Here is a 13,426-nt window from a genome sequence, read left to right as displayed (position 1 = left end):
TACCTCACTGCTGCTCGAGCGTGATGTTGCTGAACTGCGCGGTCCCGTAGTCGACGAGGCCGTTGTCGATCTGGCCGCCGTCGACGGCGAAGCCGATGTAGAAGGTCCGGCTCGGCATCACGAGCTTCTCGTAGCCGAAGCGGTCCCACTTGACCTGATCCGTTGAAATGAAGGCTTCGAACTCGACGTCGCGGGCCTGCGGGCGCTCGCGCCGGAGCAACCGCAGCCAGTAGACCTTCGTGTGGTCCAGGTACGTCCCGTCCCACGGCCACGGGCCGACGCTCGGCACGGTTCCGTCGGTCTGGAGCCGGATCGCCTGCGCCTTCATGCCGCCGTCGTCGGTGGCGGTCGGCGCGGCGCTCGCGTTGTCGTTCACGGTGCCGTACCCGCCGGCGACGCCGTACCCGATCCCGGCGTACATGAACGGCGCGGCCGGGTCGAGGCTGTCGCGGATCATCAGGCCCGCGGTCAGTCCGTTCGCGACCTTGCTGATCGTGTCCAGCCGCGCGGTGATCTGCGAGACCGCCCCGGCGCCGCCGACCTGGAGCTTGCGGTACACGTAGTGGAAGTTGCTGCTCCGCGCGTAGATCCGGCCCGAACCCTTGATGGTCAGTACGCCGTTCTCCAGGTTGCCGGAGCCCGGCACCGGCGGCTTGCCCACCGCGGTCGAGGTCCATGCCCCGGTACCGGTCTGCCGGCTGACGTGCGCCTGGACGGCGGTCGACTGGGTCGCCGTACCGAACTTGTCGGTGGCCCGGGCGGTCAGCCAGTAGGAGCCGTCGGCAACGTTCTTCCACTGGACCTGGTACGGCGCGCTGGTCGCCGTGCCGATCAGTTGATCGGCGACGAAGAACTCGACCTTGGCGATCTGGCCACCCTTGGCGGCTGCGGCGTCCGCCTTGATCGTGATGGTCGGTGTCGTCCGGCCCGTGATGGTCTGGTTCTGCGTGGGAGTGGTGATCGCTACGGTCGGGTTGCCTACTGGATCCGGGATCAGCGAGTTGAGGTAGTTCTCCAGGTACGTGTAGCCGTTCGGCGCGACCTTCTGCGCGTCGGACGGATCGTTGGGGTCCAGGCCGTTGGCCTTCTCCCACCAGTCCGGGATGCCGTCGTGGTCGGAGTCGACCGGCGCCTCGCCGCCGTCCAGCGCCGGGTAGCCGCCGACGTCCTTCTGCGAGTTGATCAGCCGGCCGGTGCCGTTGCGGACCTCCGCGATCACGCGGGCGTCGGCCGCGTCGCGCTTCGGCAGGATCGCGCCGGCTCCTCCGAGCACTGCGTCGTACGCCTTGTTCGGTGCCTGGAGATCGCCGCGGCCCGGGATCGGCTGCGGCCGGGTCAGCTCGACGATGCCGCCGATCGGGTACCGGATGCCCTTGCGGTTGTGCGCGGTGACCTCGGGATGACCCTCGACCTGGTTGCCGGCGACGTACCACTGGCCACCGCGGTTCGCGCTCAGCACCACCGGCGCGACCTCGTCCTGGGTGGTCGGGCCCGGCTTGTAGAAGTTGTTCATGATGTTGATGCCGTTGGCCCACTCGCCGCCGTACAGCGAGGTGTACCCGTAGTCGTAGATCACGTTGTTGTAGTGGTCGACCTCGAGGTTGATGCCCTCGGTGTAGCCGAACCGCGGGTTCCGGCCGCCCTGGTGGGCGATCAGGTTGTGGTGGTACGTGTTCCGCTCGCCGCCCCAGATCCCGCCGTACCCGTGCCGGTTCTTCGGGTGCGCGGACAGCGCCAGGCCCTCGGACACGACGCACCACTGGACGGTGACGTCGAAGTTGCCGTACGGCGAGAGACACTCGTCGACCGCCCAGCTGAACGAGCAGTGGTCGATGATCAGGTTGCGGATCTCCGGGCTCACCGAGCCGGGCACGTTGGTGTTGAACGAGTCGTCCGCGATCTCGTTCTCGTCGCCGAGCCGGAAGCGCAGGTAGCGGATCACGATGTCGTGCGCGCTGCCCTTGATGTTGGTGCTGTGGCCCGCCACGCAGATCCCGCCACCAGGCGCGGTCTGTCCGGCGATCGTCAGGTTGTTACCGGCGATCAGCAGCCCGGTCACCAACTGGATCGTGCCGGAGACCCGGAAGACGATCGTCCGGTCGGAGCCGGAGACCGCGTCCCGCAGCGATCCGGGTCCGGAATCGGCCAGCGTGGTCACCTCGTACACGGAGCCGCCGCGGCCGCCCTTGGACCACTTGCCGGCGCCCTCGGCGCCGGGGAAGGCAGGCAGTTGGTCGTTCACGGCCGCGGTCTTCGCGCTCGCGGTCGGGGTGATCCCCAGCGACGCGACACCGATCGCGGCCGCGGTGGTGCCGACGAATCCGCGCCGGGACCAGCCGGGTGGGACGGAGGAGGGTGTATCGGTCATCGTCCATGCCTCATCTCAGGGGGCGCTGTCTGAATATCTAGTCAAGTCCGAATGGAACGACGGCCCTCATGGTCACGGAGGTTACGAGCCGATGTCAAGGGCGTGACGCCGATAAGTTGCAAACGATTGCAGATGACGAAAAGTGTGCTCGCAATCGTTTGCACTGAAGTCTTGCCTGGACGTCGGAGGCGGTGGTTACCTTGCCTCCATGCCCTTGCGCCCACTCCCCCTCGGCAGCCTCGAGATCAGCGGCGGGTTCTGGCTGGAGCGCCAGCGCACCAATCGCGACGCCACCATTCCGGCCGCCGCTCAGCGGCTCGAAGACGTCGGCACACTGGAGAACTTCCGCCGTACCAGCGGGTCCTTCGAGGGCAAGCTGTTCGCCGACACCGACGTCTACAAATGGCTCGAAGCGGTCGCCTGGGAGCAGTTGCGCGAGCCGTCCACCGACCTTGCCTCTTGGCAGGCCGAGGCGAGCGCTCTGGTCGCTTCCGCGCAGGAGGCTGACGGTTACCTGAACAGCCACACGCGTCTGGCGCTGGGCGGGCGGCGGTACGGCGACCTGGAGAAGGGCCACGAGCTGTACTGCGCCGGGCACTTGTTTCAGGCGGCTGTCGCGCAAGCGCGGGCTACCGGGGACCGGACCTTGCTCGACGTTGCCTGCCGGTTCGCGGATCACCTGTGCAAGACCTTCGGCCCGGGGCGGTTGGAAGGTGTCGACGGGCATCCGTTGATCGAGATGGCGCTGGTCGAGCTGTACCGCGAGACCGGGACCGCGGCGTACCTTGAGCTCGCTTCGTACTTCGTCGAGGCGCGTGGGCACGGGACGCTCACGGTGCCGGGGCACCACGGGCCGGCGTACTTCCAGGATCACCTGCCGGTGCGCGAGGTGCGGACGATCGCGGGGCACGCGGTGCGGGCGCTGTACCTGGCGGCCGGTGCCACCGATGTCGCGGTGGAAACCGGGGACGGTGAGCTGCTCGACGCGTTGCGGGCGACGTGGGACACGATGGTCGAGAGCCAGACCTACTTGACGGGTGGTGTGGGTTCGCGGTGGTACGGCGAGGCGTTCGGCGACCCGTTCGAGCTGCCGCCGGACACGGCGTACTGCGAGACGTGTGCCGCGATCGCCAGCGTGCAGTGGAGCTGGCGGCTGCTGCTCGCGACCGGTGAGAGCAAGTACGCCGACCTGATCGAGCGGGCGCTCTACAACGCGGTGATCTCGGGGGTCGCGCTGACCGGCGACAAGTTCTTCTACGTGAACACGTTGAAGGTGCGCGACCGTGCTTTCGCCGACGACCAGCGGTCGGCGGCGGGTGGACGGCAGCCGTGGTTCGGGACCGCGTGCTGCCCGCCGAACGTGATGCGCACACTGTCGTCGCTCGACCAGCTGGTCGCTACGTGCGACGACGACGGCGTTCAGATTCAGCTGTATGCACCGGCGTCGGTCCGCGTGGGCGGGATCGGCTTCGATGTGGAAACGGAGTACCCCTGGCATGGGACCGTGCGAGTGCGGATCACGTCCACGCCGGACTCGCCCTGGACGCTCGGGTTGCGGATCCCCTCGTGGGCGGACACTCATCGGCTGACGATCAACGGGCACGACGGACCGCTGCGGCGGGTGTGGTCGGTCGGCGACGAGGTTGTGCTCGAGCTGCCGGTGGCTGCTCGGCGTACGACGCCCGACGAGCGGATCGACTCGGTGCGCGGGTGTGTCGCGATCGAGCGTGGGCCGTTGGTGTACTGCTTCGAGCAGCAGGACGCGTCGGTTGTGCTTGATTCGACTGCTGTGGTCGGGGGTCCGTTGGTCGAACGGGAGCAGCCCGAGCTGCTCGGGGGTGTGACGACCGTCGAGGTGCCGGCCCGGGACGGGGCGCTGACCGCGATTCCGTACTACGCGTGGGCGAATCGTGAGGTCGGCCCGATGACCGTGTGGATCCAGGAGGACGCGTGAACTACTGGGAGGATCCCGGTCCTGGGTGCGGCATACTGCCGGCGCGGGCCGCCGCACGACCTCCAGGCGACCGCACACCTTCGGGTTTCAGCTTGGGAAGCTGAGCCACGTACCGCCCAACGGCTGCTGGTCGACGCCCGGCTTCGACCAGTCGCACACCCCGTCCGGGAAGATCGCCTGCAGTTGATCCCACTGCGCGTCGGTGAACTTCGGGTACTCCGACCGTACCGGCGGAACCAGCTGGCACTTGATCACATCGGCCGCCACCCCGGACCCGGCCACCTCACGCGGGAACGACGCCGACGGGAACAGCTGCTCGCACAGCGTCGCCGGGTCCCGGTCCAGCGGCTGCGCGATGAACCCGTGCGGCCCGCGGCATCCTTCGACCAGCCCGGACGGCCGGGCCGCGACGATCTTGTCGATTCGCGGCCGCGCGGTCCCGTCCGCAGTCAGTTGGGTCAGCCAATGATCCATCTCCTTGACCGCGTGCCGCAGCAGCGGGCTCGCGGTGCTGAACAGTCCGTAGCGAGAGTCCTCGAGCAGGCTCACCTGGTTGGCCGCGGTCCCGTTCGACTTCTCCAGCCGGGCGCGCATCGAGAACGTGTGGTACCGCAGATGGAGGTCGCCCCACGGCTGGGTGTCGGCGTACGCGCGGTAGTCGATGATCGGCACGTCCCGCAGCCCGCCGCCACCGCTGGTCAGCCGCCCGGTCCGGTACGCCGCCCGGACCGCCTCCGGGTCCGCCTCGGTGCGGGCCGGGACCAGGTTCGCGTCCGCATCGAAGCCGCCGACCCGCCGATTCAGGTCGAGGAACTGCGCGGGCGTGATCACCCCGGTCTTCAGCACCCTCAACCCGTACTGGACTCCGACGTTGTCCAGCGGGCGGCGTGCGAACCCGGTCAGCGGGTCCTTGCCGTAGACGGTGACCGCGTGGTCGTACACGTCGCAGCGCACGCCGCGCGGGTTGCCCACCGGGTCGTAGCGCAGCCCGACCGGGACGCTGCCGCAGTTCCGCCGCGGATCGATCCGGCGGGCGCTGAGCGCCGTACTGGCCAAGGTCTTGTAGTTCCGGAAGCCGGCGACCTGGCGCTGCTGGTCCTGCGTCCACGCGAGGCCCGACCGGGCGAAGTACCCGGTCAGCAGCCATGCGTCGGTGATGAACGGGACGGTCCCGAACCCGACATCCGGGAACGAGCAGCCGACGATGATCCCGTCGAAGATGCCCGGGTAGTTGTCGGTGATCTGATGCGCCTGGTACGAGCCGCCCGAGCATCCGAACCCGACCGTGAACTCGGGCCGGCCGTAGTGCTCGACGAACAGCTCCTTCGTCGTCATCGCCGCCTCGGCCGCGGTCAGGTCGTTGCAGTTCTGCGCGAACACGTTCAGCGACGACGACATCAACGCGTACCCCTGCCCGAGCAGGTACGCGTCGGTCACCCCGCCGGTGGTCCGGCCGGACCGGTACCACCCGCCGGCGCAGCCACCGCCGAGTGTGAAGATCGCCCGCCCGTTCCAGCCCCTCGACCGCCGGGTCGGCGTCGGCGCGGCCTCGTGCAACGGGTCGTGCAGCATCGTCGTCCGGACGATCGCCCGGTCCGCGCTCCCGGTCTCCATCCGGACGATGAACGGATCGCCGGTGGCGGTGTCGGCGAGATCCGCCGGGTACCTGGTCGTACGGGCCGGCCACTTCGCGTACTTCCCGGCGGTGGTCCGGTAGAAGTAGTCGACCCGCGGCGCGACCGTACAGTCCTCGTCCAGCGGTACGCCGAGGGTCCCGCCGATCACCGGCACCGTCGCGTTCGCGGTCTCGCAGACGAACGGCTGCTCGTGCGGCCCGGCGAACACCGGCCCCTGCCGCGGGAAGTCGCGCACCTCCAGCGTCGTCCGCCGGCCACCGGACTCCGCCCGCAGGATGTTCTTCCCGAGCCGGATCCCCTCGACCAGACCGGTAAGGCCCGTGTCGTCGGCGCTGAACACCGACGACACGTCCTTACCGTTCAGACTCACCCGTACGTCGTCCGCGTCCGCCTCGGACACGTCCACGTGCACGAGCGCGTCACCGCCGGTCACCATGTCCGCACGGCTGGACAGGACCTGCAGCTTCACCGGCCGTGAGGTGACCGTCGGCACCAGCGGGAAGACCAGCGCACCGGCGAGCAGCGCTGCGACGATCCGGCCTGGACGGGATGTCAGAGGTCCTCCTTAACGGCTCAGTGGGCGGCCACCTCGTACACGCGGGCAATGTCCGGGGTGGTGTTCGACGGGACGGTCACGGTCAGGCGTAGCTGGTCAATTGTCCCGGACGGACCGGTCATCGAGACCAGCGACCTGGTGTTGCCGGTGACGCTGCCGAGCTGGACCCACCCGGCCGAGGTGTGCCCTTCGACGTTGAACGCGACCAGCACGGTCCCGGTGGCGACGTTCGGGTACCCGTACCCGCTGTACACATCCACCTGCTTGACGGTCTTGTACGCGCCGAGGTTCAACGTCAGCACCGGCGTGGCGTCGCCGACCGCGGACATCCATCGCCCGCTGTCCGTACACGACCCGTCGACCGCCTTCGCGGCCCCCGAGTTCGCGTCGTACGTCGACGACGCCGTGGCGGTCGCACCACGGGCCAGGTGGTCCGAGCACGGCGACACAGCAGGCGCCCCGGCCAGCCAGTCCCGGACGAACGCGCCTTGGTACTCCCCCGACAACAGGTTCCAGAACTTGTCGAACATCACCGGCGCCCAGAAGTTGTCGAAGATCCAGCCGAGCCACCCGATCTGCGGACGGGCATCCAGGTACTGCCGCAACGGCAGCCCCCAGCCGGACGTCGTACCGGCGGTGACGTTGTTCGCCGACGACGACGGATCCCAACCGAACTCGGTCAGTACGACCGGCAGCGTCGCGGCCGCCGTACCGAACTTGGGATCCAGATTGGCCGCGGTCGCCGGCCCCTGGTTCGGGTAGAGGTGGTAGACGTACGCGATATCGCCGCCGGTGATCGGGGCGGTCAGCGCGCCGTTCAGCCGGGTGCTCCAGGACGGGCTGCCCATCAGGATCACGTTCGACGCGACCGAGCGGATCGAGTCCACGACCGGCTGGATGTACGACTTCCAGCTGGCCCAGCCGTCCGGCGCGATCGGCTCGTTGAACACCTCGAACAGCACGTTCGGGTTGTTCGCGTACCGCGGCGCGATGAAGTCCCAGAATCCCTTCACATCCGCCTGCGGTACGGCGCCGGCCGCGTCGCCGTAGTTCCGGACCAGGTGCAGGTCGATGATCACGTACAGGCCCTTGGCGACGGCGTGGTCGACGTACGGCTTGATGTACGTCGCGTCGTAGGCGTTCAGGTCCTTGCCGATCGCCTCGGTGACAAGCAGCCGGAGGACCTTGGAGTGCCAGCCGTTCGCGACCGTCATGTCGATCAGGTCGTTGATCGGCTTGTTGTTGCAGTCGGTGCAGACGGCGTTCTGTTCGGGGGCGATGACGGAGACACCCTTGAGGGTGACGTCGGTACCGGCGGAGTTCTTGATGCGATTGCCTTCGGTGTGCAGAGCGGGGAGGGCTGCGGTAGTTGCAGTCTGCGCCGAGGCGTTCACGAGCGAAGTACCGGACAGCAGCAGGGCACCAGCCACAAGAAGGTACAGAAAAAGGTGCCCTCGCTTCGCTCGGGGTGGGGACGGGAAGGCGGCCAGAGACTTTCGGAACACGGCTACATCCCTTCAGTCGCGATGGGTGCGGATCTCTTCCGGCCAGGCCAGCGGGATCTTGAGGGTGTCCGCCAGCAGGCGTTGGTAGTCGGCCAGGTGGGTGGGATCGTTGCGGACCTTGCGTGGTGACAGGCCTTCGGCCAGGCAGAACCCGACCAGTGCGCCAACCGCCTCGCCGATACTCCATTCGACCGGGTGCAGGCGGTAGCAACCGTTGGTGATGTGCGTCGTCCCGATGTTCTTGTTCGCCGGCAGCAGGTTGTCGACCCGGACCGGGATCAGCGCGCCGAGCGGGATCTGGAACGGGTACGCCTCGATGTCGACGTACGTCCGCCCCGCCGTACTCGGATGCAGGTCGATCCGGTACCGGCCGAGGCCGACGGTGTCCGCGAACACCTCACTGCCCGCCCTCGTTCCTACCCTGGCCGGCCGGGCCTCGACGCCGACGTGCTGCTCCAGCACGGTGAACTCGGACCGGATCCGGCGTGCCTCCCGGATGTACGGCGCCTTCGCGAGCCCGTCCGCCGTACCGGTGACGTCGGGGCGCAGGCGCAGTCCGGGGTACCCGCCCTCGGTCTGCATCCAGTACAGGAACGAGAGCGACAGGTCTCGGCTCGCCGCCAGCGCCTGGTCCGGATCGGGCCCGCCCAGCAGCGGCTGCTCCCAGTAGTCGAGCTGCGGCCAGTTCACCACCGTGACGTCCGGGATCGCCTTGTCGACAAAGTTGCTACTGGCAAGGACCTGCCGGTACCGCCAGAGCGAGAACGGCGCCCGCTTCGACGGGTTCGCGTCCAGCAGCTTCCACTCCCGCTGGTCGAGCGTCACCGGTACGACGTCCGTCCAGGACAGCTGCGATCCGGGCCAGAACGGCGCGACGGTGTCCCGCCAGTGCTCGTACCCGGCCGGCCGGTCGATGGTGTGGTCCTCCCCGGCGCGGTGCTCGAGCGCGAAGCACCAGGAGAATGCCTGCTGGTCAAGGGGATTCGCGACCTCGGGCGCATGCAGCTCGCCGGTCTCGTCGCGGCCCTCGGCGCCGATGACGTGCTCGACGTTCGCCAGCTCCAGCAGGTCGCCGAGTTCGGTCGCGTCCACGACGTACGTCGCCGCGACCGTCAGCTCCCTCCCCTCCCCGCGGAACGTGACCGCCTCGATCTCGTCGCCGTTCGTCGCGGCCTCGACCGGCTCGTGCTCCATCAGCACGGTCAGCGCGCCGGACGCGCGCCACGGCGCAAGCATCTCCTCGAGTACGGCGGCCGCGACGCGCGGCTCGTGGCAGAAGCGGCTGACCACCCCGAGACCGGGATCGAGCAGCGGATCCGCCGCGGCCTCCGGCGTCAGCGGGTAGTTGCGCCGGTAGTAGTCGCGGATCCGGCGACGCAGCTCGGCGTACCCGGTGGCGGCGTACTGCTCGATCCACGGGTGCTCGTCCGGCGGGACGAGCTGGCTGGTCAGCTGCCCGCCCAGCCAGTCGGTCGGCTCGGTCAGGACGACGCTGCGGCCGAGGCGTACCGCGGTCAGCGCGGCGGCGACCCCGCCGAGTCCGCCGCCCACCACCAGGACATCTGTTTCCACCCGTTACTCCTTGGTCCAGTGCTCTTGTACGGACGGCGCGGCGACGGTTTCGCCGGCCACCAGGTCGCAGGCCACCAGTTGACTGACCGGTTCCGCCTCCGGGTCCTCGACCCGCGCCACCAGCGCGTCGATCGCGATCCGGCCGATCTCCTTGCGTGGGATGACCAGACAGTCCCAGCGGTGCCCGGGCTCGTCACCCGATCCCTCCAGCACCGCCACCGACAGGTCCTCCGGAATGCTCCGCCCCCGCGCGGCCAGCCCGGCCCGGAGCTCCTCGGCCAACCTGATGCCCTCGGCAACCACCGCGGTCTCCGGCCCGGCGACCAGTTCGTCCAGCCATTCCTCGGTCAGCCCGGTCTCGCCACGGAACCCGGGCGAGCGGTCCCGCAGGCCGAGCCGTTCGACCGCGGTCCGGTACCCCGCGCGCCGGTCGACGTACGCCTCCTGCTCGATGGCCTCCCGCAGGTAGGCGAAGTGCCGGTGGCCGCGGTCGGCCAGCGAGGTGACCAGCCGGTCGGCGGCGGCCACGTAGTCCGGGATGATGCACGGGATGTCGGCGCCGGGAACCTCGCGGCGGCCGATGTGCACGAACAAGTAGCCGTCGTGCCACAGCCGCGCGAGCTCCTCGCGGTCGGTGGCGGCACCGAGCAGCACGGTCCCGTCGGCGAGGTTGAGCCGGTTGGTCCCGTCGCGGTAGATCCGCCGCCGTCCGTCGCTGGTCCCGGTCGACGTGAACAGCACCAGGTCGTACCCGATCTCCTCGGCGCGCTCCTCGATCCCGAGCAGGAACTCGAAGTAGAAGTTTTCCCGGGCATGCGGGAACACCGCCTCGAACGTGTGTACGCCGAGCAGCCGGTTGCGCTTGTTCCGCAGGTTCCGCGCGGCGGCGTTCGGGACGTACCCGAGCTCCTTGACCGCCGCGAGGATCCGGTCCCGGGTCTCGACCGGGATCCGGTCCACCTCCCCGCTCACCACCCGGGAGACCGCGGACTGGGAGACGCCCGCGAGCCGGGCGACGTCGGACTGTCGTGGTGCCTTCATTTCTTCTCCTGCAGCCAGCAATGGGTCCAGCGGCCGTCGGGCAGTTCGGTCCGCGGCGGTACGTCGGTCCGGCAGATGTCCATCGCCACCGGACAGCGCGGGTGGAACCGGCAGCCCGCCGGCGGGTCGATCAGGCTCGGCGGCTCGCCCAGGTCCTCGGCGTCGAACAGCCCGAGGCGGTCGGTGCGGTCGGTGCGATCGCGTTCCGGGTCCGGTGACGAGTCGATCAGCAGTTGCGTGTACGGGTGCAGCGGATCGGCGATCACCGCTTCCTTCGGGCCGCCCTCGACCATCCGGCCGGCGTACATCACGACGATGTCGTCACACAGGTAGCGCGCGCTGGCGATGTCGTGCGTGATGTAGAGCAGCGCCAGCCCGTCCTCGGTCCGCAGCCGGTCGAGCAGGTTCAGCATCTCCAGCCGGATCGACACGTCCAGCATCGAGATCGGCTCGTCACCGAGCAGCACCTTCGGCTCGACCGCCAGCGCCCGCGCGATCACCACCCGCTGCCGCTGCCCACCGGACAGCTCGTGCGGGAACTTGTCGACGTACTGCTCGACCGGCGTCAGGCTCACCCGCTCCAGCAGCTCGGTGACCTTCTCGTGCAGCTCAGCGCGAGAACGTACGTCGTGATGCAGCTTCACCGCCCGCTCCAGGTTGTACCGCACCCGGTGCAACGGGTTCAGCGACCCGAACGGATCCTGGAAGATCAGCTGTACGTCGCGGTAGTACGCGCGCTGCTTACCCTTCACCACCTCGCCCCGGAGCCGGATCTCCCCTTCCGTCGGCGGGTAGAAGCGGGCCAGCAGCCTGGCGAGCGTCGTCTTCCCGCTCCCGCTCTCTCCGACCAGCGCCACGATCCGCCCCGGTTGCAGTGCGAGCGTCGCATCGTCCACCGCCCGCACCGTCGACCGCCCGGCCGGGAAATGCTTCGAGACCCCACGGGCCTCCAGAACGGGTTGGCTCATACTCGATCCTCTCCCGACGGGTACAGGCGGCAGGCAACGGCATGGTCCTCGATCGTCAGCAGTTCCGGTCGTTGCTCGTCGCAACCGTCGAAGCGATCGGCGCAGCGCGGGTGGAACGGGCAGCCCGCGGGCGGATTGCGAAGGTCCGGTGGGCTGCCCGGGATGCCGGTGAGTTTGCGCAGCTCCGAGCGCAGCGGCGGGAACGAGTCGCGGAGGCCACGGGTGTACGGATGCCGCGGTTTGGCGTACAGCGACTCGGCGGTGCCGATCTCGACGATCCGGCCGCCGTACATGATCGCGATCCGGTCGGCGAGCTCCAGCAGCAGCGAGAGGTCGTGGGTGACGAACACGACCGCGAAACCCAGCTCTCTTCTGAGTCGCAGGACCTGCGCAAGGATCTGGCGTTGCATCACCACGTCGACGGCCGTCGTCGGCTCGTCCATCACGACCAGCTCGGGACCGCAGGCCAGCGCGAGCGCGATGCTCGCTCGCTGCCGCATGCCGCCGGACAGCTCGTGCGGGTACGCGCGGACCCGGTCGGCGGAGATGCCGACCATCCCGAGCAGCTCCTCGGCGCGTGCCCAGGCGTCCTTTCTGTTCAGGCTCTTGTCGTGCGAACGCAGTACGTCGACGAACTGGGCGCCGACCCGCATCACCGGGTTCAGGGCGTCCATCGCGCTCTGCAGCACGATCGCGAGCGAGGTCCAGCGCAGTTTCCGGAGCTCGTCCGGTCGCAGCCCGACCAGGTCGGTACCGTGGAACTCGATCCGGCCGGCGGTGGTGACCGCCGGCGGGCGCTGCAGCCGGGTGAGCGCGGTGATCAGCGTCGACTTGCCCGACCCGGACTCCCCTGCCACCCCGAGGATCTCGCCGCGGTGCAGCTCGAACGAGACGTCGTCGCACGCCCGCACCGGGCGGTCGCCGGTCACGTAGTCGACGGTCAGGCCTTCCACCGTCAGCACACTCATGCCTCGACCACCTTCCGGGTCCGGACGACGACCGAGCGACGGGCCACCCGCAGCTTCGGGTTCGAGACCTCGTCGACGCCGAAGTTCACCAGCGTTGCCGCCGTACCGATCAGCGCGATGCACAGCCCGGGTGGTACGAACCACCACCAGAGCCCCCGCAGTACGGCGCTCTGCTGCTGGGCCGCCTGGATCATCGTGCCCCAGCTGATCGAGCCGGAGTCGGTGATGCCGAGGAACGCCAGCCCCGCCTCGGCCATCACGCCGCCGATCATGCCGTGCAGGAACATCGCCGAGATCCACCCGGTCAGATGCGGCAGTATCTCGAAGAAGATCAGCCGCCGGTGCGGCTCGCCGACCATCCGCATCGCGAGCACGAAGTCCCGGCTGCTCAGGCTGAGCGACTGCGCCCGGAGCGTCCGGGCGCCGCCGGACCAGCCGAACAGGCCGATGATCAGCGCGATCACGAACGGCCCGGTGCCCTGCACGTACCCCGCGACGATCAGGATCAGCGGCAGGACCGGCATCACCAGGAACAGGTTGGTGAGGAAGTTCAGCCCGTTGTCGACGGCGCCGCCGAAGTACCCGGCCGGGACGCCGACCAGGACCGCGATCAGCGTGCCGATCGCAGCCGCCAGTACGCCGACCAGCATCGAGCCGCGGGCACCCGAGATCGTCTGCGCGAGCACGTCCTGCCCGAACTGCGTCGTACCGAAGAGGTGGTGCGCACTCGGCGGCTGCGAGATCGCGCTGATGTCGTTCGCTCTGGGATCCTGGCCGACCAGCGGACCGAAGACGGCGAGCAGCCCGAAGAAGCCGAGGATCGACAGCCCGATCCGGACCTTCCAACTGCGAAGCAT

9 protein-coding genes are annotated in these 13,426 nt (G+C 69.0%); 1 reads left to right on the top strand and 8 read right to left on the bottom strand.

The annotated features are described in order from the left end of the window. Positions 1–4: 4 nt before the first annotated feature. Positions 5–2,368, bottom strand: coding sequence for an Ig-like domain-containing protein (locus JOF29_RS09885; RefSeq protein WP_209693903.1), 2,364 nt, complete (start codon positions 2,366–2,368; stop codon positions 5–7). Positions 2,369–2,576: 208 nt separating this feature from the next. Here JOF29_RS09885 and JOF29_RS09880 point away from each other — a divergent pair, with 208 nt between their 5' ends. Then, positions 2,577–4,322 (top strand): glycoside hydrolase family 127 protein, encoded by a 1,746-nt coding sequence (locus JOF29_RS09880; protein ID WP_209693902.1) that lies wholly within the window; start codon positions 2,577–2,579, stop codon positions 4,320–4,322. Between the two features lie 87 nt (positions 4,323–4,409). Here JOF29_RS09880 and JOF29_RS09875 read toward each other — a convergent pair whose 3' ends face one another. The 7 genes from JOF29_RS09875 to JOF29_RS09845 all read right to left on the bottom strand — a co-directional run bounded on the left by JOF29_RS09875 (position 4,410) and on the right by JOF29_RS09845 (position 13,426). Beyond that, a complete protein-coding gene (locus JOF29_RS09875) occupies positions 4,410–6,428 on the bottom strand; it encodes a DUF6351 family protein (protein WP_209693901.1) in 2,019 nt (672 codons plus the stop codon). 104 nt (positions 6,429–6,532) lie between these two features. Beyond that, the gene (locus tag JOF29_RS09870; RefSeq protein WP_209693900.1) at positions 6,533–7,945 is read right to left on the bottom strand and encodes a cellulase family glycosylhydrolase; all 1,413 of its coding nucleotides are present in this window, start codon (positions 7,943–7,945) and stop codon (positions 6,533–6,535) included. Positions 7,946–8,032: 87 nt separating this feature from the next. After that, entirely contained in the window at positions 8,033–9,592 is a 1,560-nt protein-coding gene (locus JOF29_RS09865) for an FAD-dependent oxidoreductase (RefSeq protein ID WP_209693899.1), read from the bottom strand. Positions 9,593–9,595: 3 nt separating this feature from the next. Next, positions 9,596–10,633 (bottom strand): LacI family DNA-binding transcriptional regulator, encoded by a 1,038-nt coding sequence (locus JOF29_RS09860; RefSeq protein ID WP_209693898.1) that lies wholly within the window; start codon positions 10,631–10,633, stop codon positions 9,596–9,598. Then, positions 10,630–11,601 (bottom strand): ABC transporter ATP-binding protein, encoded by a 972-nt coding sequence (locus tag JOF29_RS09855; RefSeq protein ID WP_209693897.1) that lies wholly within the window; start codon positions 11,599–11,601, stop codon positions 10,630–10,632. The genes JOF29_RS09860 and JOF29_RS09855 overlap by 4 nt, the downstream gene beginning before the upstream one ends. Then, the gene (locus tag JOF29_RS09850) at positions 11,598–12,569 is read right to left on the bottom strand and encodes an ABC transporter ATP-binding protein (protein ID WP_209693896.1); all 972 of its coding nucleotides are present in this window, start codon (positions 12,567–12,569) and stop codon (positions 11,598–11,600) included. The genes JOF29_RS09855 and JOF29_RS09850 overlap by 4 nt, the downstream gene beginning before the upstream one ends. Next, on the bottom strand, positions 12,566–13,426 hold the full coding sequence (locus JOF29_RS09845; RefSeq protein WP_209693895.1) for an ABC transporter permease: 861 nt from the start codon (positions 13,424–13,426) through the stop codon (positions 12,566–12,568). Before JOF29_RS09845 ends, JOF29_RS09850 begins: the two co-directional genes overlap by 4 nt.

Origin of the sequence: Kribbella aluminosa (genome assembly GCF_017876295.1) — a bacterium.
GTDB lineage: Bacteria > Actinomycetota > Actinomycetes > Propionibacteriales > Kribbellaceae > Kribbella > Kribbella aluminosa.
Note: the sequence above shows the minus strand (reverse complement) of the source record. Positions and strands in the feature narration are given on the sequence as shown.

Excerpts from the sequence above, each read along its gene's own strand:
- JOF29_RS09885 (WP_209693903.1), bottom strand. The coding sequence starts at position 2,368 with ATGACCGATACACCCTCCTCCGTCCCACCCGGCTGGTCCCGGCGCGGA.
- JOF29_RS09880 (WP_209693902.1), top strand. The coding sequence starts at position 2,577 with ATGCCCTTGCGCCCACTCCCCCTCGGCAGCCTCGAGATCAGCGGCGGG.
- JOF29_RS09860 (WP_209693898.1), bottom strand. The coding sequence starts at position 10,633 with ATGAAGGCACCACGACAGTCCGACGTCGCCCGGCTCGCGGGCGTCTCC.
- JOF29_RS09855 (WP_209693897.1), bottom strand. The coding sequence starts at position 11,601 with ATGAGCCAACCCGTTCTGGAGGCCCGTGGGGTCTCGAAGCATTTCCCG.
- JOF29_RS09850 (WP_209693896.1), bottom strand. The coding sequence starts at position 12,569 with ATGAGTGTGCTGACGGTGGAAGGCCTGACCGTCGACTACGTGACCGGC.
- JOF29_RS09845 (WP_209693895.1), bottom strand. The coding sequence starts at position 13,426 with ATGCTTCGCAGTTGGAAGGTCCGGATCGGGCTGTCGATCCTCGGCTTC.